This window comes from Phaeobacter sp. JH20_29 (assembly GCF_048056175.1).
GTDB classification, from domain to species: domain Bacteria; phylum Pseudomonadota; class Alphaproteobacteria; order Rhodobacterales; family Rhodobacteraceae; genus Phaeobacter; species Phaeobacter bryozoorum.
Genome location: NZ_JAYMWO010000013.1, coordinates 311736 through 334042, shown reverse-complemented (window position 1 = coordinate 334042; position 22307 = coordinate 311736). Strand labels below are relative to the sequence as shown.

The window sequence follows — 22307 nt, the reverse complement described above, 5'->3', positions numbered from 1 at the left end:
ACGAAGCTGACCGGCGCCACCGCCGGTCAGAGGAACAGACGCTCCACGCACCAGTATCCGCCGATCAGCGCGATCGTGAAACTGGCGGGGATGGCAACCCGGCCGCGGTATTTCGGATGCCGCCAGAACCAGAACCCCAGCAGCCCATAGGCCGCGCCGACAACGGTCAGCTGCCCCAGTTCAACGCCAACATTGAACCCCAGGAGTGCCGGCAGAAACTGCGCCTCAGGCAGGCCGAATTCGCCCAGCACCGAGGCAAATCCCAAGCCGTGCAACAGGCCAAAGCCAAAGATCACCAGAGTGCGCCAGCTGTGCAGCTTGCGGGCAAAGATATTCTCAACCGCGACAAACACGATGGATCCTGCGATCAGCGGCTCAACTATGGCCGGGTTGATATGCACCAGCCCCAATGCCCCGAGCGCCAGCGTGATTGTATGCGCTACGGTAAAGGCACTGATCTGCCATATCAGCGGCCGCAGCCGGGTGCTGAAGAAGAACAACCCCAGTACAAACAGAATATGATCCAGCCCCTTTGGCAGGATATGCGTATACCCGACCGGCACATAGTCGACGAAGGCCTCGCTTGGCGTCTTGGCCAGCCCGCCGGACAGCGGAATGGTTGGCGTGGTCTCGCCGCCTTGCAGATAGCCGGTATAAGGACCTTCCACACCGTTCTGACGCAACACCACACCGCCTGATCCCTTGGGCCAGCCGATCTTCAGCCCGCGTGCACCGGTGGGAACCTCGCCCGACAGCTGCAGGATGCTGCTGCGCGGCAGGCTGACGTCACCCGGCTCCGGGATCTCGATCCCGACCACCTCCAGTGCGATATCGCCACCCGCCTCGATCCGCAGCGCCTGCAGCCAGTCTTCGGCAAAGACCTGAACCATCGGTTTCAGCTCATCCGGGCCAAGCCCGCGCAGGTCGTCATAGTCCCGCGCCTGATCAACGGTATCCGTATCGTCAACGCCATCAAGATCGATGCCTGCGACAAATGCCTCGGCGTTCAGACGCAGGTCCATCTTCAGCCGCCCGTCGGCAATTTCAAAATCCGCAATCGTCGGCGTGACTTCATGCGCAAAAACACTAGAGTAGGAGAGGCTCCAGAAGAGCCAGACCAGCAACAGACGGCTCAGCTGGGGGAGCCTGCGACCGGCGTGGCTGCGACGTCGCACCGGAGCCTCCATCGACGCCGCGCGTTGCCCGTCTCTGTCATCCTGCGCCCCAGCCAGAGGTCCCATCTGCGCCATGCGTTCTGTCCACCCTGTTGTTCTTATTCTGCTCACGCTCGCCACCAATATCATCGGCGGCCGCGCCCTTGCCCATGAGTTTTGGATTGCGCCAGAAAAATATCAAGTGAAATTAGGCGCCTCGGTGCAGGCAGATCTGCGGAATGGGCAGTTCTTCAGCGGGTCGCGCCTGGCGTATTTCGACCGCAATATCGCCCGCTTCGAGATCTGGGATCAGCTCGGTGCCCATCCCTACGCTGGTCGGATGGGAGATATGCCGGCATTACAGCTCGAGCCACCGGCCGAGGGGCTGCTGGTGGTGGTCCACGAAACCACGCCGGACACGCTGACCTACAAGACCTGGGAGGAGTTCGCAAAATTTGCGGCCCATAAGGATTTCGCCGATATCAAGTCCCGCCATGCCGCGCGCAACCTGCCGGATGCGGGCTTTGCAGAGCGCTATACCCGCCACGCCAAATCGCTGGTTGCTGTGGGCAACGGCGCCGGGGCGGATCGCGCAACCGGTCTGTTGACCGAGTTCGTCGCGCGGGCCAACCCCTACACCGACGATCTCACCGCTGGCCTGCCGGTTGAGCTGCTGTTCGAGGGGACCGCGCGCCCCGACGCCCAGATCGAAGTGTTCGAGCGCAGCCCAGATGGCAATGTCGCTGTCACATTGACCCGCAGCGATTCCCAAGGGCGGGCGACGATCCCGGTCAAATCCGGTCACGTCTACCTGCTCGACGCCGTGGTGCTGCGCAGTCTGGACGCCGAGGCGGGTGCGTCCGATGATGGCGCTACCAAAAGAGGCCCCATACCGGTCTGGCAAACCCATTGGGCGGCGTTGACTTTCGCGGTTCCCTAGATCGGTTGCGCCTTGCGGGGGCGGGAAAAACGCGGCAATACGGGATTTATGACACAGGTTCCGCACTCTCCCGCTTCACCTAGATCTGAGGCTCCGGCCGCCTTGGGCGTCGGCACCGCCGCAGATCAGCCTGACATCCTCTGCATTGGCTCCGTCCTCTGGGACATTATCGGCCGCTGCACGGCTGAAATGCAGCGCGGATCCGATATGCCCGGACGTATCAGCCGCCTGCCCGGCGGTGTTGCGATGAATATCGCGATGACACTGGCCCGCTTTGGTCTGCGTCCGGCCCTGCTCAGCGCAATCGGGCGCGACCCGGAGGGTGACGAGCTGGTCCATGCCTGTGCCCATCTCGGCCTTATCACCGATCATCTCTACCGCTCGGAAGATCTGCCCACCGACCGCTATATGGCCGTCGAAGGTGCCAACGGTCTGATTGCCGCGATTGCCGATGCCCATTCGCTTGAAGCCGCAGGTGCCAAGATCCTGCGACCGCTCAGCGATGGTACTCTTGGCAGTGCGGAAACGCCCTATACCGGTCCCGTCGCGCTTGATGGCAATCTGACGCTGTCGCTGCTGGACGACATCACTGCCGACCCGATCTTTGCCAAGGCGGATCTGCGCGTCGCGCCCGCCTCTCCGGGCAAGGCCGAACGCCTGCGCCCCTTTCTGCTGCGCAGCTGTGGCACGCTCTATGTGAACCTCGAAGAGGCCGGCCTGCTCTGTCAGGACGACTTCACCGACAGCGCCACCGCTGCCCGCGCCATGCTGGATCGCGGCGCAGCGCGGGTACTGGTCACCGATGGTGGCAGCACCGCCACCGAAGCCGACCACAACGGCCTGATCACCCAGGCGCCACCGCGCGTGACCGTGGCGCGCGTCACCGGCGCCGGTGACACTTTCATGGCCGCTCATATCGCGGCCGAGGCCCGCGGCGAAGACCGCGAAACCTCCCTTGCGTCGGCATTGAAAGCCGCTGCCACCTATGTTTCAGGAGAACCACCCCTTTGATCAATATGACATTTTCCGCCGAGGTCGCCGCCGCCCGCGACTCCGGCCAGGCCATCGTTGCGCTTGAAAGCACCATCATCACCCATGGCATGCCCTATCCGCAGAACGTCGAAGTCGCCGCTCAGGTCGAAGACGACATTCGCGCCGCAGGCGCGGTGCCTGCCACCATGGCCGTGATCGAGGGCGTGCTGCACATCGGCCTTGAACCCGATCAGCTGCAGGCGCTTGGCCAGGCAAAGAACGTCGCCAAGATCTCGCGCGCGGATATGCCGGCCTGTATCGCCACAGGCGGCACCGGGGCAACAACCGTCGCAGCCACCATGATTGCCGCACGGCTGGCCGGGATCAGCGTCTTTGCCACCGGTGGCATCGGCGGTGTCCACAAAGGCGCCGAGACCAGCTTTGACATTTCCGCCGACCTTATGGAGCTGGCCCAGACCCCGGTAACCGTGGTCGCCGCAGGCGCCAAGGCGATCCTCGACATTCCGAAGACGCTCGAGGTGCTGGAAACCCAAGGCGTGCCGGTCATCGCCTATGGTCAGGACAGCTTCCCTGCGTTCTGGTCCGCAACCTCGGATCTGGCCGCCCCCCTGCGCATGGACAGCGCCGCAGAGATCGCCCGTGCCCATGCCACCCGTCAGGCGATGGAGCTGCCCGGTGGCCAGCTGATCGCGAACCCGATCCCGGCAGCAGACCAGATCGCAGCCGAGGATCTGGCCCCGGTTCTGGCCCAGGCCCAGTCCGAAGCGGACGCGGAAGGCATCAGCGGCAAGGATGTAACCCCCTTCCTGCTGCAGCGTATTTTTGAGCTGACCGAGGGCCGCTCGCTCAAGGCCAATATTGCCCTGGTGCGCAACAATGCCCGTCTCGCAGCGGAAATCGCCAAGGAATTGGTCAACTTGAAGCAATAAAAGGTCTTTCTGCGCAGCTGCCCATTGCGGTTGCGCAGTTCCCTGCCTAGCTTCCTTACGTTCCTCTTTGGTGAAACGCACAGATGACCACGCCCTTCGACGACGAAACCACCCCCCGCCGCCCCGGCCTTTTTGCCCGGCTGCGGTCGTCCTTCTTTACCGGCATCGTGGTCATTGCCCCGGTTGGCTTGACCATCTGGCTGCTATGGACCGTGATGGGCTGGATCGACGGGGTTGTGCTGCCGCTGGTGCCGCATACCGTGCGGCCAGAACAGTATATCGGGATCAACCTGCGTGGCGTCGGGCTGATTATCTTCTTGCTGTTCACCATTGTGGTTGGCTGGATCGCCAAGGGGATCATAGGCCGTTCGCTCATCGGCTTTGCCGAGAGCCTGGTGGATCGCATGCCGGTGGTGCGCTCGATCTACTCCGGGATCAAGCAGATCTCGGAAACCGTGTTTGCCCAGACCGAGCGCAGCTTTGATACCGCCTGCCTGATCCAGTATCCCCGCCGCGGCATCTGGGCGATCGGCTTTGTCTCCACCACGGCCAAGGGCGAGGTGGCCGACCGCGCTGAAACCGGCGGCAACCTTCTGTCGATCTTCGTGCCGACAACGCCGAACCCGACCTCCGGCTTTCTGCTGTTCTTCCCCGAAGAAGACGTCATCATGCTGGATATGAGCGTGGAAGAAGCTGCAAAACTGGTGATTTCCGCCGGGCTTGTCTATCCGAACGCCAAGGATCCGACCAAACCTGTCGACCCCAGCGCAGATTAAGCCTCCGCTTAAGCCCCGGCCGTTTCCTTGACGGGCGGCCGCATTTAGCCAAACATCTCGGCCAGATCCACTGTCGATGAGACGCCGATCGCGGCGCAATCCTGTTCCAGAAAGCGCTCCGCTGCGGCCCGGCCTGCCGCCTTCAGCTTTGCCAGGATCTGCGGGATCGGGATCAGCTTGGTATTGACCGATAGCTGCCGCATCAGATCATCATCAGCGATCATATGCACCAGCACCCGCTTCATCTGTCCCGGCTCCAGATGCCCGTCGGCCAACAGCCGCTGAACAAAGGAGATCGCCCGCAGCTCACGCAGCAGCGAGGAATTGAAGCTGATTTCATTCACCCGGTTCTGGATCTGCTGCGGCGTCCGCGGCAGCTCATCGCGCTCCAGCGGGTTGATGCTGACAATCACCACATCCGGCGGCAGCTCAGGCCGATACAGCGGAAACAGCGCCGGATTGCCGGTATAGCCGCCGTCCCAATATGGTTCCAGACGCCCGGTCTTGGGGTCCTCTATCTCGATCGCCTGAAACAGGTTGGGCAGGCAGGCCGAGGCAAGAATGGCATCGGTTGTGACCTCGTCACCGGAAAAAACCCGCACCTTTCCGCTGCGCACCGAAGTGGCGCAGATAAACAGCTGCGGCCCCTGATCCGCGCAGACCTCGGCAAAATTGAATGCCTCCACGACAGGCGTCAACGGATTGCGATAAAACGGCCCGTAGCTGTAAGGCGACAGGATCTGCCCCATCGCCTCACGCGGGGAAAACGGCGCGATCCAGTCCAGCGCTCCGAGCAAAGGCGCCGCATCAAGCCCCGCCAGCCAATGGGCAAAGCGCAGATCGCCGACCGCTCCCATCCGCTGCCAAAGCTGATCGAGACACGCGCGCGCACCGGCAGGACCGCCATGCACCAGCCCGGATTTCAACGCAGCCCCGTTGAGCGCTCCGGCAGAGGTGCCGGTGATGGCAGCAATCTCCAGCTCGTCGCTTTCAAGCAGCCGGTCCAGCACCCCCCAGGTGAACGCCCCATGGGCGCCACCGCCCTGAAGGGCCAGGTTGATCCGCTTCGTCATCTCTGCCTCCTGATCGGCGCGTCCCCGCCGCGGAGCCATGCCCGCTGCGTGTCACCTTTCTCAAAATACTCCGGGGGTGAATTGCCCTGAACAGGGGCAAGAGGGGGCGGGCCCCCTTCCCGGTCTCCGCGCGGCCTACAGCGCGGTCCAGCCACCATCGACGCTGAGCGTGGTGCCTGTCATCTGGGCTGCCGCATCAGAGCAGAGGAACACTGCCGTGCCACCAAGCTGCTCCACGGTCGCAAACTCGCGTGAGGGCTGGCGTTCCAGCATCACCTTCTTGATGACCTCTTCGCGTCCCATATTGTACTTTTCCATGGTGTCCGGGATCTGCGCCTCGACCAGCGGGGTCAGCACGTAACCGGGGCAGATTGCATTGGCGGTGATCGGCTCTTCTGCGGTTTCCAGAGCCAATGTCTTCGTCAGCCCGACAACGCCGTGCTTGGCTGCGACATAGGCGGATTTGTAGGGCGACGCCGTCAGCCCATGCGCCGAGGCGATATTGATCACCCGGCCCCACCCCGCAGCGCGCATCATCGGCAGCGCTGCCGCCGCCGTGTGGAACGCCGATGACAGGTTGATCGCCAGGATGGCATTCCATTTGTCGATCGGGAAGTCCTCAACAGGTGCGACATGCTGGATGCCCGCATTGTTGATCAGAATGTCGCAGCGCCCAGCCGTGGTGATCAATGCCCGGCAGGCCTCTGCATCGGACATATCGGCCTGAATGTAGCGCGCCTTGATGCCGAATTCTTCGGCGATCCCAGCTGCCAGCGCGTGGTCCTCATCGCGGTCGGTAAAGGAATTCAGCACCACATCCGCCCCGGCCCGCGCCATTTCCCGCGCGACCCCAAGCCCGATGCCGGAATTCGACCCGGTAATCACCGCGCATTTGCCCGTCAATGTCATCTTGCTCTTCCCTTCCTGTGCAAAACCTGATTGGTGCGACTGTGACATGCTGCACCTGCAAAGGGAACGGCAATCCCGGCCGGAAAGTTGCGAGAAACCGCGGCAAAACGGTCCAAATGCTGGCCCATGCAACAACCGCGTGCAAGAGATGTGCGCCGAATGGGCACCGCCAGCGGGGCCGACCATCGTCCGGCAAGCCCGTCAAATATATCGCGAAGCACCGCACAAAAAAACGCCCGCACGAAGCGGGCGTTAAGTTATTGAGGCAGGTTTCATACAGGCAAGAAACCTATCGAGCAGTGAGACCTTTATAAGCAATTTCCCCCGCTCATCCAAGCTAAAAGTTTGAATTGACGCGGCAGCGCCGTTAGCGTTGGTGTTCATGAAAATAAGGCCAGAGCGGGATTGTTGCAAAAGTGCGTCCAGATTTTTTCTTTAGAGTTCGACCGGCCTTGGCCGGAATCATCCTCAGCGCATGCGCAAATTTTGCACAGGCAGAATCAGCGCATGGCATAGCTATGTATGGGGACCCGGCACTACCACCGGATTTTGTGTCTTTACCCTATGCAAATGCCGATGCCCCCAAGGGCGGCACCGTGGTCTTCGGCAACACCGGCGGCTTTGATACGCTGAACCCGTTTGCCCAAAAAGGCGCCCCGCCCTGGCAGCTCCGTTTCTGGGGATATGAGAGCCTGATGGGGCGCTCGGCGGATGAACCTTTCACCCTCTACGGGCTGCTGGCCGAATCGATTGAGGTGCCAGAGGATCGCGCCTGGGTTGAATTCACCCTGCGCCCCGAGGCCCGATTCTCCGATGGATCGCCTGTCACGGTCGAGGATGTCATCTGGTCCTACCAGACCCTCGGCCAGGAAGGGCATATCCGCTACCGCCGGTTCTGGACCCAGATCGACAGCATCGAACAGACCGGAGAGCGCAGCCTGCGCATCACCTTCAACGAAGACAACCGCGAACTGGCGCTGATCGCCGGGCTGCGTCCGATCCTGAAAAAGGCGCAGTGGCAAGGCAAGGATTTCGCCGAGTCCGGCCTGCAGGAAGCCCCGATCGGCTCCGGCCCCTATACGGTGGCGGATTTCGAACCCGGTCGTTTCATCCGTTTTTCCCGCAACCCGGAGTACTGGGGGCAGGATCTGCCGCTGCGGCGCGGCACCAATAATTTTGATGAGATCCGGCTCGATTTCTATGGCGACCAGACCGTCCTGCTGGAGGCCTTCAAGGCCGGGGAAATTTCTGCAATCCGCGAATTCAACGCCGCCAAATGGGACAAGGCCTATGATTTTCCTGCGGTGACCTCCGGTGAGGTGATCAAGACCGTCATCCCCAATGGCAACCCTTCGGGCATGACCGGCATCGCTATGAATACCCGCCGTGCCCCATTCGACGATTGGCGGGTGCGCGAAGCGCTGATCCAGGCGTTCAACTTCGAATATATGAACGAAACGCTGACAGGTGGCACCCAGCCGCGGATTTCTTCCTATTTCTCGAACTCCTATCTGGCCATGCAGCCGGGAGCTGCCGAAGGCAAGGTGCGCGAGCTCTTGACCCCGTTCAAAGACAGCCTGCTCCCCGGCGTGATGGAGGGCTATACGCTGCCGGTCAGCGACGGGAGCGAGCGCAATCGCAAGAACCTGCGCACCGCAACCAAACTGCTGGCGGAGGCCGGATGGACGGTCCAAGACGGCATCATGCGCAACGCAGATGGCGAGGCGCTTGAGATCAAGGTGCTGTTGACCCCCGGCAATCTGGGCGAAGGCGAGATGCGCTCGGTCGTGGAAATCTATGCCCGCGCTCTGGAACGTCTCGGTATCGCGCTGGAGGCCGACATGGTGGACAGTGCCCAGTTTGTCGAACGTCAGCAGGAATTCGACTACGACATGACCTTCTTCCGCCGCTCGATGTCGCTCAGCCCCGGCAACGAGCAATATCTTTACTGGGGCAGCGACGCTGCGCAGCAGCCGGGATCGCGCAATCTGATCGGGATCGAGGACCCTGCCGTGGATGCAATGATCGACGCCATGCTGACCTCCAAAAACAAAGAGGATTTCACCGCCGCCGCCCGCGCGCTTGACCGTCTGCTGACCGCAGGACGCTATGTGATGCCGGTCTGGCAATACGCCGAAGGCCGCATCGCCCATCGCAAGGAGTTGAAATTCCCCGAGCGTCTGCCCGTCAGCGGCGATGGTATCAGCTACATGCCAGAGGTCTGGTGGTATCAGGCCGACTGACCAAGCCACAGCAGCAGCTGACAGTAGCCCGCCCCGGTCATCGGTGGCGGGCTTTTTTTCGGCCAGCCAAAACGGTTGACGCAGGAATAGTATTTCCGTATTTCGTGAAATATGGAAATAAAGCTTACATCACAGCTTTCCGCCTTGGCCCACCCCCAGCGGCTGGCGCTGTTTCGTCTGCTGATGCGGCGATATCCCGATGCGGTTCCCGCAGGCGAAATCGCGACGGCGCTGGCGCAGAAGGCCAATACCGTTTCCGCTTATCTTTCAACGCTCAGCGCGGCGGGGCTGATCCTGTCGCAGCGGCAAGGCACGTCTCTGCTCTATCAGGCACATCTGAACGGGCTGCGCGGGGTGTTTGATCAGCTGCTGTCCGACTGCTGCCAGAACCGCCCGGATATCTGCACCCCGCCGGATCACGAGACGGCGCTCATCCCCACGGCTGAGCGCCCGCTGAATGTCCTCTTCATCTGCACCGGCAACTCAGCCCGGTCGATCATGGCCGAGGCGATCCTGACCCAGGAGGGGCATGGCCGCTTCATCGCGCATTCTGCTGGCAGCCAGCCCGCGACAGCCCCACGACCCGACGTTCTGGCGCTGCTGCGCGCCAAGGGTCATGACACCGCCACCTTGCGCTCCAAACATCTCAGCGCGGTCTCCGGCGAGGTTGCGCCGCAGATGGATTTCGTCTTTACCGTCTGCAATCACGCCGCAAATGAAGCCTGCCCAACCTGGCCCGGTCAGCCCATGAGCGCTCATTGGGGCCTGCCTGATCCCGTGATGACCAAAGGGACAGAGGCGCAGAAACAGCTTGCCTATCAACAGGCCTACGGGCTGCTGCGAAATCGCATCCGGGCCTTTGCGGCGCTGCCTTTTGACACACTCAACCGACTGTCGCTGCAACATCATCTGGATGATATCGGCCGTCACAAAGCCACCGAACGCTCCTAAGAAACGGGTTTCCCATATGAATATCCTCGTCCTCTGTACCGGCAATTCAGCGCGGTCTATCCTGCTGGAAACGCTGCTGAACACCCATGGTAATGGCCGTGTCCGCGCATATTCCGCCGGATCCAAACCCGCCGGAAAAGTGCATCCGCAGTCATTGGTTCTGCTGAATGAGAAAGGCCATGACACAGACGCGGCCCGGTCAAAAAGCTGGGACGAATTTGCAGGCCCCGATGCCCCTGAGATGGACCTTGTGATCACCGTCTGCGCCTCCGCCGCAGGCGAAACCTGCCCGATCTGGCCCGGCGCGCCTCTCCGCGCCCATTGGGGTATCGAGGATCCGGCCGCCGCCGCGGAGCCAGATTGGGACGCTGCCTTTCAGACCGCCTATGCGCGGCTGGAGCGCCGCGCGCTGGCCTTCCTTGATCTACCGCTGGAGACGCTGAATCGTGACAGCCTGCGCCAGGAGCTGACACGCATCGGAGAGCTGCCATGACCACGCAGAAGCTGATGGCCGAGGGGCTAGGCACCTGTTTCCTGCTGATTGGCGTCGTGGGCTCCGGCATCATGGCCGAAACCCTGTCGGGCGGAAATGTCGGGCTGGCGCTGCTGGCCAATGCGGTGGCAACCGGCGCGATGCTCTATGTGATCATCACCACGCTGGGACCGATCTCGGGCGCGCATTTCAATCCGGCTGTGACGCTGGCCTTTGCGCTGCGCGGTGACCACAGCTGGCGCGCGGTTCCGCCCTATCTGGCGGCGCAGATCATAGGGGGCATCCTCGGCGTCTGGGCAAGCCACGTGATGTTCGATCTGTCGATCCTGCAAAGCTCCAGCACAATGCACCGAACCGGTATGGCCCAGTGGTTCTCCGAAATCCTCGCGACATTTGGATTGCTCTTCGTGATCTTCGGCGGGTTGCGATCGCGGCCCGAGGCCGTGCCGACGCTGGTCGCCTTCTACATCACAGGTGCCTATTGGTTCACTTCCTCCACCAGCTTTGCCAATCCGGCGGTCACCATTGCACGCGGGTTCAGCGACACCTTCGCCGGGATCTACCCCGGCCATATCCTGATGTTCATCGTGATGCAGGTGATCGGCGTCGGGCTGGCGCATCTCCTCTTGCCGCGCCTGTTCCGTCCCAGCTGACCCTGCCCCTGACGCGAACCCGGATCCCGGCAGAGATTGGCACCGATCCCGTCAGCCGCCTCTTGCTATAGCTGCGCCCCGGCCGGTCCACCCCGTGCCGGGGCGCAGCACGTCTGACGCGGACTTTCTTTTTTTGCAAAAAATGCTAGCATAAATACCCACGCGCAATTTTGACCCGGAGGGACCCCCCCATGCCTGTTCAAACAGCCCGCGCCAGCTGGTTCGACAGGATGCCCCGTCTCAAGCAACGGTTTCCGCATCTGCAAACTCGCTCGGCCCCATCCCTGTTCGACGACAAGGATAAGTTTGTGGCTTATCTCGCCCGAACGCACCATCTGACGCTGACCGAAGCGCGTGAGGAAGTGGATGATTTTCTCTACACGGAAAGCCTGCACCGCGAGCTGGAGCATCAGCTGAACTGATCTCTGATCCCGCATGGCTTAGGTACGCGCCAGGCGATGGCGGTTGCCTTGGTGGCGCGCGAACGTCTGCAACCTAAATCATCCTGATTGCATCAGGCTGAGCATGGTCCGGCAGCGCGCGCGGCCCCCGCTGCGCCTGCGATGATCAGGACAGGGATGTCACCCAGAGGATACTGGCGTCTTCGTCGCTGAGCGAAATCACGTTATGGCCCATCGCCGCATCGTAATAGGCGCTGTCACCGCGCCGCATTTCGATCGGTTCATAGAACTCGGTATAGAGCCGCACGACGCCGGTCAGCACGTATAGGAATTCCTCGCCATCGTGGCGTACCCAACCATCAAACTCGTCCATCGAGCGCGCCCGAACGCGGGCGCGATAAGGCAGCATCCGCTTGCGCGTCAGGCTGTCGGCCAAGAGTTCATGTTCGTAGGTGGTGGTCGCATGGGCAGACCCCTGACCGGTCTTTGTGACCGTCAGACGCCCGTTCACCTGATCCCGCTGCGGCTGCGTAAACAGCTGTGGAACCGAGATCTGAAGCCCGACGGCAAGCTTCTTCAACGCCTCGTAAGTCGGTGACATCTGGCCATTTTCGATCTTTGACAGGGTCGATCGGGCCAGGCCGGCCTGATTGGCCGCATGTTCCAATGTCCAGTCCCGCGCCTTGCGCAGCTCACGCACACGGGCGCCCAGATCCAGCGGCTCGGTTTCGGCAGCCTCGCCCGACGCACGGGCAATAGTGATGAGCGATTTTGGATCACGAGAGGTCATGCTTTTTCCTATAGGCCGGGGCGCGCCATCTTGCAACGCGTGGATTGCCAAGTTAGCCAATCGACATGCAATCCCTGTTTGACAGCGGGCCCTTCGCGCCCTGCCCCGCGCCGTTCAATCTGGCTGACCACGTGCTTTACCAACGTGGGTCGGTCCAACCTGCCGCCGCGGATGCCATGGCACTTGCGGTTCTGGCGGTTCAGGCAACCGCCGAAGCGTCGACGTCACCGGGCCAGCAGCCAAGCCCCCAGGTGCAGTCCTGGACCTATGGAAACCTGCGGGCCGCTGTGCGTGGAACCGGTACGGGATTGCTGGCGCAAGGTCTGAAACCCGGCGACCGGGTGTTGCTGCGCCTTGGCAATACGCCGATCTTTCCGATCGCCTATCTGGGCGCCATTGCCGTGGGTCTGGTGCCGGTCCCTACGTCATCGCAGCTGACCGAACCGGAGGTGGCACGTATTATCGACGACCTGTCTCCCGCCGCTGTGCTGCGCGATCCCGAGGTTCGGTCGGTACCACATCCCCACGAGATTGACCGCGACTCACTTGAGGCAATGCAGCGCCACGCTCCGGCAGAAGACAGGTTTCAGATGCCCCTCGGCGACCCTGATCGGCCCGCTTATATCGTCTATACCTCCGGGACCGGCGGAAATCCGCGCGCGGTTGCCCATGCCCATCGCGCCATCTGGGCGCGGCAGATGATGATCCGCCACTGGTATGATCTGCGCCCCGACGACCGGCTGCTGCATGCCGGGGCCTTCAACTGGACCTTCACCCTCGGCACCGGTCTGATGGACCCCTGGAGTATCGGCGCGACAGCTCTGATCCCCGCGGAGGGCACGCCAGTGACCGCGCTGCCGGAGCTGTTGCGTCAGCATCGCGCCAGCCTCTTTGCCGCCGCGCCCGGTGTCTATCGCAAGCTGCTGCAGGCTGACGGGTTGCCTGATCTTCCGGCCCTGCGCCATGGTCTGTGCGCCGGGGAAAAGCTATCGGGCCAACTGGCTCGGAGCTGGCATCAGACCACCGGCACGCAGCTCTATGAGGCCTTTGGCATGTCGGAGTGCTCCACCTTCATCTCCGCGGATCCGGCGCGTGATCGCGATGCGGCTGAGGTCGGCGATACCCTGGGGTGGCCGCAGCCGGGGCGACGGGTTGCCATCCTCGATCCTGACGGCAATCCGGTCCCCCGCAACACCCCCGGCGTCATTGCCATTGATCGCCACGATCCCGGGCTAATGCTGGGCTATGTCAACGCGCCCGAGGCGACCAGGGACCGCTATAGGGGCGACTGGTTCCTGACCGGTGACCTTGGCGAAATGACGGGAGATGGCCAGATCCGCTACCTCGGTCGCAACGATGACGTGATGAATGCAGGCGGCTATCGCGTCTCCCCGCTGGAGGTGGAGGCCGCGCTGATGGCCCACCCCGATCTGGAACAGGTTGCCGTCACCTCGGTCGAGGTGAAACCCGACACTCATATTATCGTCGCGTTCTACACCGGTGCCAAAGACGTGACCGCCGAGGCGCTATCGACTTTTGCCAAGACCCGGCTGGCACGATACAAACAGCCCCGCGCCTATCTGCGCCTCGACGCGCTGCCCAGCGGAGCCAACGGAAAACTGCTGCGGCGCGCCCTGCCCGATTGCTATATTCGACACCAAAGGACCCCGTCATGAGCCTCGTTAAGCTGGATATCCTGTCCGACCCGATCTGCCCCTGGTGCTATATCGGCAAGACCCACCTGGACAAGGCGCTGGCCGACGTCGGCGATCATCCGTTTGTCATCGAGTGGCATCCGTTCCAGCTGAACCCTGACATGCCACACGAAGGCATGGATCGGCGCGCCTATCTTGAGGCGAAATTCGGCGGCAAGGATGGCGCGGTCCGGGCCTATGCCCCGGTCGTTGAACACGCCAGCGCCGCCGGTCTGGAGATCAATTTTGAGGCCATGGAGCGCACCCCCAACACGCTGGACGCCCATCGGCTGATCCACTGGGCCGGGATCGAAGGCAAACAGGGCGCCGTGGTCGATGCTTTGTTTGACGCCTATTTCGTCAAAGCGCGGGATATTGGCGACGCCGAGGTCCTCGCCGATATCGCCGAAGCGGTCGGCATGGACCGGGCCGTCACCCTGCGCCTGTTGTCCGGCGACACAGACGCCGAGGAGATCCGCAGCCGCGATGCCCATTCGCGCAAGATGGGGATCACATCTGTCCCGACATTTGTGGTGGCCAATCAGCACGCCGTTCCCGGCGCCCAACAGCCCGAACTGTGGAAACAGGTTATCGCCGACATTCAGGCGCAGCTGGACCAGGACGCCGCTCCAAATGCGGAGCCGACCTGAGGGGCGCACGGTAACACACTGAAATACTATAAAAAACAATGAAACTGGATCGCTGACCTCTGGCGGTCCGCTTCGCATCTGGCTTACGACGCATAAAGATGCACATAATACTGTGCGCCCCCGCTTCTGGCCCAATCCCGGTGGATATGTTAGCGCGGACAGAGTGACGCCCAGACAGCGCCCGATTACCGGGGCTCCTGATGTGTCACCAGAGGTTTCAAATGACAAAAGATATTCACATCAGCATGTCAAAAGCTGAGTTCATTGCCCTGATTGCGATGATGTTCGCAACCGTTGCATTTTCCATCGACGCCATGCTGCCAGCCCTGCCCGAAATCGGTCAGACGCTCAGCCCTGACAACCCCAACCGTGCGCAGCTGGTCATTGCCGCCTTCGCGCTTGGCATGGGGATCGGGACCTTCTTTACAGGCCCGCTTTCCGATGCCTTTGGGCGCAGGACGGTCATTTTTGCTGCGGCTGCTCTTTATATTCTCGCCGCGCTGGCGGCCTACGCTAGCTCTTCTATCGAAATGCTGCTGCTCAGCCGTGTGGTCATGGGGCTTGGCGCTGCCGGTCCGCGTGTCGTGGCTCTGGCCATCGTGCGCGATCTCTATTCCGGCCGGGAAATGGCGCGGATGATGTCCATTGCCATGCTGATCTTCACCCTGGTCCCGGCCATCGCGCCGATGCTGGGGGCTGGTATTATTCTGCTGACAAGCTGGCGTGCGATCTTCCTGGCCTTTGCGCTATTTGCGATCATCATCATTCTGTGGATGGGGCTGCGCCTGCCCGAACCCCTGCCGCGGGAAAATCGCCGTCCGTTCCGCCTGCCAAGCCTGCTGGCTGCCGTGGCCGAGATGCTCCAGCACCCGACCGTCCGGCTGTCAATGATGGTCCAGTGCCTGTGCCTGGCGATGCTGTTTTGCATGATCACATTGGTGCAGCCGATCTTTGACGTGGTCTTTGACCGCGCGGCCAGCTTCCCCTTCTGGTTTGGCTTCATTGCCGTGATGTCTGGCACTGGCAGCCTGATCAATGCCTCCGTTGTGGTCCGCCTTGGGATGCGGCGCATGGTGACCTGGGCGCTGGGGGGGCAGATCCTGCTGTCAGCGATCATGCTGAGCCTGGGCACGCTGAACCTGCCGAATGATGTGATGTTCGGCCTCTTTGTGGCCTGGCAGACAAGCGTCTTTTTCATGGCTGGGCTGACCCTAGGCAACCTCAACGCAATGGCGATGGAACCGATGGGTCATATTGCAGGTATGGCAGCCTCGATCGTCGGGGGGGTCTCCACCGTCTTTGCTGCCGCTGCGGCTGCAACCGTCGGGCTTCTGTTTGACGGCTCCATTGCGCCACTGACCGGGTCGATCCTGCTCATGGTCGCCGCGGGCTTTTTCATCATGCTGCATATGGCGCGGGTGGAGAACCGGATCGCAGCCGAATAATCCCGCCCCCAAGAGAATGAAAAACAAAGCCCCTCCAAAATGTTGGAGGGGCTTTTTCACGTTCTCACTTCAAGCCGATCAGATCAGGCCGATCAGCTGGTTTTGGCCCTGGCCTTCTTCTTCTCGGCAACCACTTTTTCCGCCAGATCCCGCGCGATGGCAAAGGCACCTTTGATCTTGTCGCCGTCTTTCTTCCAGTCCCGACGGACGACAATCTTGTTGTCTTTCACCTTGGCCAGCCCATCCTGGGCCTGGATGAAGTCCACCAGCCCCTGGGGTGATGCGAATTTATCGTTGTGGAACTGGATCGTTGCCCCCTTGGGCCCGCCGTCCAGTTTGGCAATGCCAGCGCGTTTGCACATTGCCTTGATCCGCACCACAAGCATCAGCGTATTGACCTCCTTCGGCAGCGGACCGAAACGGTCGATAAGCTCCGCCGCAAAGCCTTCCAGCTCCACCTTGGTACTAAGGTCGGAAAGCCGACGATACAGGCCCAAACGCACATCCAGATCGGGTACGTACTCCTCTGGGATCAGGACTGGCACCCCTAGGTTGATCTGCGGCGCCCATTGATCATCGCTGCCGGTCAACCCTTCCAGCTCACCAGATTTGATCTTGGCAATCGCCTCTTCCAGCATGGACTGATAAAGCTCATAGCCCACATCACGCATCTGGCCGGATTGCTCCTCGCCCAGGAGGTTGCCAGCGCCGCGAATGTCCAGATCCTGTGACGCCAGAGAGAACCCCGCGCCCAGCGTATCCAGCGACCCCAGCACCCGCAGGCGTTTCTCGGCTCCGGGTGTCAGACGCACCCGCGGCTTGGTCGTGAGATAAGCATAGGCGCGCGTCTTTGACCGGCCCACGCGGCCCCGGATCTGATAGAGCTGCGCCAGACCAAACATATCGGCACGATGCACGACCATCGTATTGGCGGTCGGAATATCGAGGCCGGACTCCACGATTGTGGTCGCCAGCAGAATGTCGAACTTGCCATCGTAAAAGGCATTCATCCGGTCATCCAGATCCCCGGCGGCCAGCTGGCCGTGGGCGATAACGTAGCTCAGCTCGGGCAGCTGCTCCTTCAGGAAGGCCTCGACATCGGGCAGATCGGTGATGCGCGGCACCACGTAAAAGCTTTGCCCGCCACGATAATGTTCCCGCAGTAGCGCCTCGCGGATGGTGACGGCGTCAAACTCGCTGACATAGGTGCGGATCGCCAGACGGTCCACCGGCGGCGTGCCGATGATCGAGAGGTCCCGCACCCCGGTGAGGCTCAGCTGAAGCGTACGCGGAATCGGCGTCGCGGTCAGCGTCAGGACGTGAATGTCGCTGCGCATCTGTTTCAGCCGTTCTTTATGCGCGACCCCGAAATGCTGTTCCTCGTCGATGATCAGCAGGCCAAGGTTCTGAAACCGGATCGATTTGGCCAAAAGCGCATGGGTGCCAACCACGATATCAACCGTTCCGCGAGCCATGCCTTCGCGGGTTTTCGCCGCTTCCTTTGCTGAAACAAAGCGTGACAACTGCCTGACTTCCAAGGGAAACCCACGAAACCTCTGGGCAAAAGCCGCCGCATGTTGACGGGCAAGCAGCGTCGTCGGCGCGACAATAGCCACCTGCACACCGGACATCGCCGCAATGAAGGCCGCGCGCATCGCAATCTCGGTCTTGCCAAATCCAACGTCACCGCAGATCAGACGATCCATCGGCGAGCCGGACTGCAAATCCTCCATCACCTCGGCAATGGCACGCAGCTGGTCGTCGGTCTCCTGATAAGGGAAACGGGCGGAGAATTCCTCCCAGGCGTGCGGCGGCGGATCCATCATCGGCGCCTTGCGCAGCGCCCGTTCTGCGGCCACACGGATCAGCCGATCCGCCATCTCGCGGATGCGTTCCTTTAGCTTGGCCTTCTTGGCCTGCCAGGCACCGCCGCCGAGCCGATCCAGAAGCCCCTCATCGTGGCCGTATTTGGACAGCAGTTCAATGTTTTCGACTGGCAGGTACAGCTTTGATTGTTCTGCATATTCCAGCAGAATACACTCATGCGCCGCGCCAGCGGCGGTCACCACCTCCAGACCCTTGTAGCGGCCAATCCCATGGTCCACATGCACCACCAGATCACCCGGGCTGAGCGATTGGGTTTCGGTGAGGAAATTCTCGGCCTTGCGCCGCTTCTTGGGCGCGCGGATCAGCCGGTCACCCAGCACATCCTGTTCGGAAATCACCGTCAGATCGGCGGTCTCGAACCCGTGCTCCAGCGCCCAGACCGCCAGATGCAACCCAGATTTGCCGATCCGGGTGCCATCGCGGATCGCGATCACCTCGGCCAGGCCCTCATCCTCGATCAGGCCGGTCAAACGCTCTCGGGCGCCCTCTGAATAAGAGGCAACAACCACCGGACCCACCTGCAAACGCGCTTTAATATGATCTGCCAGCGCACTGAACAAGCTCACATTTTCCAGCTGTCGCTCCGGCGAGAAATTGCGTCCGATCCGCCCACCGGCATCAATCACCCCCGGCCCGCTGGCCTGTGGCAGCGGATGGAACTGGATCACCCGGTGATCCGCGATCGCGGCCTCCCAAGCGGCATCATCCAGATACAGCAGCCCCGGCGGCACCGGTTTATAGACGGTATCCATCCGCCCCTTCTGCGCCATCGCGATCTTGCGCGTCTCATATTGGTCCGCGATGCTGTCCCAACGCGCCAACCGAGCCGGTGTCACCTGATCGTCCAATGTCACCGTGGCTGACGGCAGATAGTCAAACAGCGTTTCCAACCGCTCATGAAAGAACGGCAACCAATGCTCGATGCCCTGGTATTTTCGCCCGGCTGAAACCGCCTCGTAAAGCGGATCATCGGTGCCCGCTGCGCCAAACTCAATCCGGTAGTTCTGCCGAAACCGGGTCACCGCCGCCTCATCAAGGATCACCTCGGAAACCGGCGCCAATTCAACCACGCTCAGCTTTTCAGTGGTCCGCTGGGTGGCGGGATCAAACCGCCGGGCCCCATCCAGCACATCCCCAAAAAGATCCAGCCGCACCGGGCCGCTGTGTCCCGGCGGATAGATATCAATGATACCGCCCCGCACCGCAAAATCTCCCGGCTCCATCACCGTCGGGCTCTTGGTGAATCCCATCCGTGTGAGGTAGCTGCGCAGCGCCTCTTCGTCGATGCGACGGTCCACTTCGGCGGTAAAGGCGGAATCCTTCAGAACCTGTCGTGCAGGCACCCGCTGGGTCGCCGCATTCAGCGTGGTGAGCAGCACAAATTGCCCCGGCATCTGATGCACAAGCGCCGCCAGCGTCGCCATCCGGGCCGCGGCAATATCTGCATTGGGCGACACACGGTCATAAGGCAGGCAATCCCAGCCCGGAAAGCTGATCACCGGCATGTCGGGCGCAAAAAAAGCCAGCGCCGCCCGGGTCGCTTCCATCCGCTTGTCGTCGCGCGCCACATGCAGGACAGGACCATTGCTGCTGGCCGCCTCTTTCAGGATCAGCCGCGCATCAAAACCCTCTGGTGCGCCGCCCGCGGTGATTGCCCGTTGCGCCATCTACGTCTCTCTTTCGTCGTCTGCCCGCAGGCGATTAGCCGAGGAACCCGATTTGAAGGTTCTGATACATGCCCCAGAGCGCGGTGACAAAAATCGCCACCATCCCCACCAGCTGAATGAACAGTCGGCTGAGGGTCAGCTGCCGGATCAGGGTTTCCCCGGCCAGCCCTTCGCGGTGGATCCGGCGTGCGGAGTTCCAGTTAATTAGGCCGACAAACCCCATGGGAAAGGCCAGCAGGAACACGGCCTGGGCAAATTCAACACCGTAGTAAAACCCCAGCATCCCCAGCATGGCGAGCACAAAACAGGTCATGCCCAGTACCCAGTGGCCCGATACATCGGTGATATACATCATCCGGTTCACATTGACCCGCGCAATCGCCTCCAGATCCAGCGCTGCCTGTCCACCTTGCTTGCGGGCGCGGTACACCATGTCAAACGGCACTCCCATCACCCAATGGCTGGCAGAGGACCAAACAACGGCCAGCGCGATCCAATACCACAGGTTGGAAAAGGACCGCAGATCAATCAGCTCGGTCAAGGTATGAAACAGATCCACTGCGCGGCCCTTCTCTCGTCCAGTCTTTGCGCTCCTATATCCCCCGCGCGGCGCCCTGGCACAAGGGGTGGCCCCGCGCCGCCATAAGATGGGGACATTTGGCGCGGCGAATCTGTCACTTGTCGCCGCCGTCATTCCATGCGACCCAAAGGGAGACCACCGCGACCGCCCCCGGTCGCGCCAAAGACCTGCGAGGACCCGATGAAGCCGACCGTCGCCCCATTTCCCGCTGCCCGTCCACGCCGGCTGCGCAGCACCTCTGCCCTGCGCAATCTGGTGCGTGAAACCACCTTGACCAGCGACGATCTGATCTGGCCGGTTTTTGTCCGCGACGGCGAGGCGATCGAAGAGCCGATCCCCTCCATGCCTGGTGTCACCCGGCGCAGCATCGACAAGGTGGCCGAAGCCGCCGTCGAGGCGCAGGCGCTTGGTATTCCGGCGATCTGTCTGTTTCCCTATACCGACCCTGCGCTCAAGACCGAGGATTGCGCAGAAGCCTGGAGCCCCGACAATCTGGTCAACCGCGCCATCCGCGCCATCAAATCCGCCGCACCGGATATAGCGGTGATGACCGATGTGGCGCTGGATCCCTATAATATCAACGGCCATGACGGCTATGTCGTCGATGGTGAAATCGTCAACGACGAAACCGTCGAGGCGCTGGTTAAGATGACGGTGGCCCAGGCCGATGCCGGTGCCGATATCATTGGCCCCTCCGACATGATGGATGGTCGCATCGGCGCCATGCGCCGCGCGCTTGAAGCGGCGGGCCACCGCAATGTCACCATCCTGTCCTATGCGGCCAAATACGCCTCCGCATTCTACGGACCCTTTCGCGATGCCGTCGGCGCCTCCGGCGCGCTAAAGGGGGATAAGAAGACCTATCAAATGGACCCGGGCAATACCGATGAGGCGCTGCGTATGATCGAACGCGATCTGAGCGAAGGCGCCGATATGGTGATGATCAAACCGGGGCTGGCCTATCTCGACATCTGTCAGCGGGTGAAATCCACCTTTGGCGCGCCCACCTTTGCCTATCAGGTCTCCGGCGAATACGCGATGATCGAGGCCGCTGCGCAGAATGGCTGGATCGACGGCGAACGCATCATGATGGAAAGCCTCATGGCCTTCAAACGGGCGGGCTGCGATGGCGTGCTGAGCTATTACGCCCCGGCTGCGGCGCGGCTGCTGAACGGCTGATCCGCATCGGACCGGTGGCTGCTTTCGTGCATTGCGCGGGCAGCGGATCGCCTAAAATTGACGGCAGGAAGCCGCTGATTGCGGCGGTCGCAGTGATGACAGACGGCAGCTTTCCGCGTATACCATGCCACAGAGCCAGAGAACTGGCCGCAACTGAACAGTGACAGGCCGAAATGACAGCCCGCGCGGCGCCGGCCCCAGAAAACAGGCAAACAAGATGAGCAGCTCTTATTCTTCCCGTTTGACCCGGCGCGGTTTTGCGCTTGGCGCCCTCGCCGGTGCCGGTGTCACCGCCGCCTGCGGCAATGGCATCGGCAACAGCAATGCCAGCAAGATCGACGCCCGCGTCGATGCAACTCTCAGCCAGATGTACAGCCAATACCCCGGCGCCGTCGCACTGGCCGAAAAATCAACCGGCATGCTGGTGATGCCACTGGTGACCGAGGCAGGCTTCCTTGTCGGCGGTGCCTTCGGTCGCGGCGCGCTGCGCATCGACGGCGTAACGGTGGATTATTATTCCACCGTAAAGGGGAATGCAGGCCTGCAGATCGGCGCACAGCAATACGCTCATGTGCTGTTCTTCATGACCCAGGAAGCACTGTCGAACTTCCGCCGCTCCTCCGGCTGGGCCGCGGGCGCCGATCTGGAATATGTGATCCGCGACGAAGGCGACTCGCTGGCCGCCGATACCAATACGCTGAACAGCCCTATCCTGGCAGCGGTCTTCGGACAGGCAGGGCTGCGTCTTGGCGCCACCCTGGAAGGCACCAAATACACCCGCATTATCCCCTGATCCCTGCCCGTGCGCGCCCCGGCGGAGCGGATCAGCCAAGCTGGCAACGCGCGCGGCATGAAACTGGGTTTCGACCGTCGCGCGGCTGCCTATCTTCTGGCCCGAAA

The 22307-nt window shown here is 61.8% G+C and carries 20 protein-coding genes; 14 read left to right on the top strand and 6 right to left on the bottom strand.

Annotated elements, in window-relative coordinates:
- Window positions 1–26 precede the first annotated feature (26 nt).
- Window positions 27–1250, bottom strand: coding sequence for a HupE/UreJ family protein (locus VWZ85_RS11330; protein ID WP_416588323.1), 1224 nt, complete (start codon window positions 1248–1250; stop codon window positions 27–29).
- On the opposite strand from VWZ85_RS11330, the gene VWZ85_RS11325 reads away from it, so the two are divergent.
- The 4 genes from VWZ85_RS11325 to VWZ85_RS11310 all read left to right on the top strand — a co-directional run bounded on the left by VWZ85_RS11325 (window position 1249) and on the right by VWZ85_RS11310 (window position 4792).
- Entirely contained in the window at window positions 1249–2094 is an 846-nt protein-coding gene (locus VWZ85_RS11325) for a DUF4198 domain-containing protein (protein WP_416588321.1), read from the top strand. The genes VWZ85_RS11330 and VWZ85_RS11325 overlap by 2 nt on opposite strands.
- 48 nt (window positions 2095–2142) lie before the next feature.
- The gene (locus VWZ85_RS11320) at window positions 2143–3105 is read left to right on the top strand and encodes a PfkB family carbohydrate kinase (protein ID WP_416544350.1); all 963 of its coding nucleotides are present in this window, start codon (window positions 2143–2145) and stop codon (window positions 3103–3105) included.
- Window positions 3102–4016 (top strand): pseudouridine-5'-phosphate glycosidase, encoded by a 915-nt coding sequence (locus VWZ85_RS11315; RefSeq protein ID WP_416595464.1) that lies wholly within the window; start codon window positions 3102–3104, stop codon window positions 4014–4016. Before VWZ85_RS11320 ends, VWZ85_RS11315 begins: the two co-directional genes overlap by 4 nt.
- Window positions 4017–4099: 83 nt before the next feature.
- Window positions 4100–4792, top strand: coding sequence for a DUF502 domain-containing protein (locus VWZ85_RS11310; protein WP_416538728.1), 693 nt, complete (start codon window positions 4100–4102; stop codon window positions 4790–4792).
- 44 nt (window positions 4793–4836) lie between these two features.
- On the opposite strand, the gene VWZ85_RS11305 is transcribed toward VWZ85_RS11310, so the two are convergent.
- Together VWZ85_RS11305 and VWZ85_RS11300 are read right to left on the bottom strand one after the other, a co-directional pair.
- Window positions 4837–5865 carry a patatin-like phospholipase family protein gene (locus VWZ85_RS11305; protein WP_416588836.1) on the bottom strand — a complete coding sequence of 343 codons (1029 nt, stop codon included), beginning with the start codon at window positions 5863–5865 and terminating at the stop codon, window positions 4837–4839.
- Window positions 5866–6000: 135 nt separating this feature from the next.
- The gene (locus VWZ85_RS11300) at window positions 6001–6774 is read right to left on the bottom strand and encodes a 3-hydroxybutyrate dehydrogenase (protein WP_416588317.1); all 774 of its coding nucleotides are present in this window, start codon (window positions 6772–6774) and stop codon (window positions 6001–6003) included.
- A 416-nt stretch (window positions 6775–7190) separates the two neighbouring features.
- Between VWZ85_RS11300 and VWZ85_RS11295 the strand changes: the two genes are divergently transcribed.
- The 5 genes from VWZ85_RS11295 to VWZ85_RS11275 all read left to right on the top strand — a co-directional run bounded on the left by VWZ85_RS11295 (window position 7191) and on the right by VWZ85_RS11275 (window position 11536).
- On the top strand, window positions 7191–9017 hold the full coding sequence (locus tag VWZ85_RS11295; protein WP_416588315.1) for an extracellular solute-binding protein: 1827 nt from the start codon (window positions 7191–7193) through the stop codon (window positions 9015–9017).
- 111 nt (window positions 9018–9128) lie between these two features.
- The gene (locus tag VWZ85_RS11290) at window positions 9129–9968 is read left to right on the top strand and encodes a helix-turn-helix domain-containing protein (protein WP_416588312.1); all 840 of its coding nucleotides are present in this window, start codon (window positions 9129–9131) and stop codon (window positions 9966–9968) included.
- A 16-nt stretch (window positions 9969–9984) separates the two neighbouring features.
- On the top strand, window positions 9985–10461 hold the full coding sequence (locus VWZ85_RS11285; protein ID WP_416588310.1) for an arsenate reductase ArsC: 477 nt from the start codon (window positions 9985–9987) through the stop codon (window positions 10459–10461).
- Window positions 10458–11114, top strand: a complete 657-nt coding sequence (locus VWZ85_RS11280; RefSeq protein ID WP_340545509.1) for an MIP/aquaporin family protein — start codon at window positions 10458–10460, stop codon at window positions 11112–11114. The genes VWZ85_RS11285 and VWZ85_RS11280 overlap by 4 nt, the downstream gene beginning before the upstream one ends.
- Window positions 11115–11305: 191 nt before the next feature.
- Window positions 11306–11536, top strand: a complete 231-nt coding sequence (locus VWZ85_RS11275) for a hypothetical protein (protein WP_014874610.1) — start codon at window positions 11306–11308, stop codon at window positions 11534–11536.
- 145 nt (window positions 11537–11681) lie between these two features.
- Here the strand turns inward: VWZ85_RS11275 and VWZ85_RS11270 are convergent, their stop codons facing one another.
- Window positions 11682–12305, bottom strand: a complete 624-nt coding sequence (locus VWZ85_RS11270) for a helix-turn-helix domain-containing protein (protein WP_340545508.1) — start codon at window positions 12303–12305, stop codon at window positions 11682–11684.
- Between the two features lie 65 nt (window positions 12306–12370).
- Between VWZ85_RS11270 and VWZ85_RS11265 the strand changes: the two genes are divergently transcribed.
- The 3 genes from VWZ85_RS11265 (at window position 12371) to VWZ85_RS11255 (ending at window position 16094) form a co-directional block, all read left to right on the top strand.
- Window positions 12371–13981 carry a class I adenylate-forming enzyme family protein gene (locus tag VWZ85_RS11265; RefSeq protein WP_416588308.1) on the top strand — a complete coding sequence of 537 codons (1611 nt, stop codon included), beginning with the start codon at window positions 12371–12373 and terminating at the stop codon, window positions 13979–13981.
- On the top strand, window positions 13978–14649 hold the full coding sequence (locus tag VWZ85_RS11260; RefSeq protein WP_416588305.1) for a DsbA family oxidoreductase: 672 nt from the start codon (window positions 13978–13980) through the stop codon (window positions 14647–14649). The genes VWZ85_RS11265 and VWZ85_RS11260 overlap by 4 nt, the downstream gene beginning before the upstream one ends.
- Before the next feature lie 221 nt (window positions 14650–14870).
- Window positions 14871–16094: an MFS transporter gene (locus VWZ85_RS11255; RefSeq protein WP_416588303.1), complete on the top strand. Its 1224-nt coding sequence runs from the start codon at window positions 14871–14873 to the stop codon at window positions 16092–16094.
- 92 nt (window positions 16095–16186) lie between these two features.
- Here VWZ85_RS11255 and mfd read toward each other — a convergent pair whose 3' ends face one another.
- Complete coding sequence (gene mfd / locus VWZ85_RS11250; protein WP_416588301.1) at window positions 16187–19648, bottom strand: transcription-repair coupling factor; 3462 nt, start codon at window positions 19646–19648, stop codon at window positions 16187–16189.
- A 34-nt stretch (window positions 19649–19682) separates the two neighbouring features.
- On the bottom strand, window positions 19683–20207 hold the full coding sequence (locus VWZ85_RS11245) for a component of SufBCD complex (protein WP_340545503.1): 525 nt from the start codon (window positions 20205–20207) through the stop codon (window positions 19683–19685).
- Window positions 20208–20408: 201 nt separating this feature from the next.
- On the opposite strand from VWZ85_RS11245, the gene hemB reads away from it, so the two are divergent.
- Both hemB and VWZ85_RS11235 read left to right on the top strand, forming a co-directional pair.
- Window positions 20409–21407, top strand: coding sequence for a porphobilinogen synthase (hemB, locus tag VWZ85_RS11240; RefSeq protein ID WP_340545502.1), 999 nt, complete (start codon window positions 20409–20411; stop codon window positions 21405–21407).
- Window positions 21408–21624: 217 nt separating this feature from the next.
- Entirely contained in the window at window positions 21625–22200 is a 576-nt protein-coding gene (locus VWZ85_RS11235; RefSeq protein ID WP_340545501.1) for a YSC84-related protein, read from the top strand.
- Window positions 22201–22307 lie beyond the last annotated feature (107 nt).

Coding starts and splice junctions, on each gene's coding strand:
- VWZ85_RS11325 (WP_416588321.1), top strand. CDS start 1,249: ATGCGTTCTGTCCACCCTGTTGTTCTTATTCTGCTCACGCTCGCCACC.
- VWZ85_RS11330 (WP_416588323.1), bottom strand. CDS start 1,250: ATGGCGCAGATGGGACCTCTGGCTGGGGCGCAGGATGACAGAGACGGG.
- VWZ85_RS11320 (WP_416544350.1), top strand. CDS start 2,143: ATGACACAGGTTCCGCACTCTCCCGCTTCACCTAGATCTGAGGCTCCG.
- VWZ85_RS11310 (WP_416538728.1), top strand. CDS start 4,100: ATGACCACGCCCTTCGACGACGAAACCACCCCCCGCCGCCCCGGCCTT.
- VWZ85_RS11305 (WP_416588836.1), bottom strand. CDS start 5,865: ATGACGAAGCGGATCAACCTGGCCCTTCAGGGCGGTGGCGCCCATGGG.
- VWZ85_RS11300 (WP_416588317.1), bottom strand. CDS start 6,774: ATGACATTGACGGGCAAATGCGCGGTGATTACCGGGTCGAATTCCGGC.
- VWZ85_RS11290 (WP_416588312.1), top strand. CDS start 9,129: ATGGAAATAAAGCTTACATCACAGCTTTCCGCCTTGGCCCACCCCCAG.
- VWZ85_RS11285 (WP_416588310.1), top strand. CDS start 9,985: ATGAATATCCTCGTCCTCTGTACCGGCAATTCAGCGCGGTCTATCCTG.
- VWZ85_RS11280 (WP_340545509.1), top strand. CDS start 10,458: ATGACCACGCAGAAGCTGATGGCCGAGGGGCTAGGCACCTGTTTCCTG.
- VWZ85_RS11275 (WP_014874610.1), top strand. CDS start 11,306: ATGCCTGTTCAAACAGCCCGCGCCAGCTGGTTCGACAGGATGCCCCGT.
- VWZ85_RS11270 (WP_340545508.1), bottom strand. CDS start 12,305: ATGACCTCTCGTGATCCAAAATCGCTCATCACTATTGCCCGTGCGTCG.
- VWZ85_RS11265 (WP_416588308.1), top strand. CDS start 12,371: ATGCAATCCCTGTTTGACAGCGGGCCCTTCGCGCCCTGCCCCGCGCCG.
- VWZ85_RS11260 (WP_416588305.1), top strand. CDS start 13,978: ATGAGCCTCGTTAAGCTGGATATCCTGTCCGACCCGATCTGCCCCTGG.
- VWZ85_RS11255 (WP_416588303.1), top strand. CDS start 14,871: ATGACAAAAGATATTCACATCAGCATGTCAAAAGCTGAGTTCATTGCC.
- mfd (WP_416588301.1), bottom strand. CDS start 19,648: ATGGCGCAACGGGCAATCACCGCGGGCGGCGCACCAGAGGGTTTTGAT.
- hemB (WP_340545502.1), top strand. CDS start 20,409: ATGAAGCCGACCGTCGCCCCATTTCCCGCTGCCCGTCCACGCCGGCTG.
- VWZ85_RS11235 (WP_340545501.1), top strand. CDS start 21,625: ATGAGCAGCTCTTATTCTTCCCGTTTGACCCGGCGCGGTTTTGCGCTT.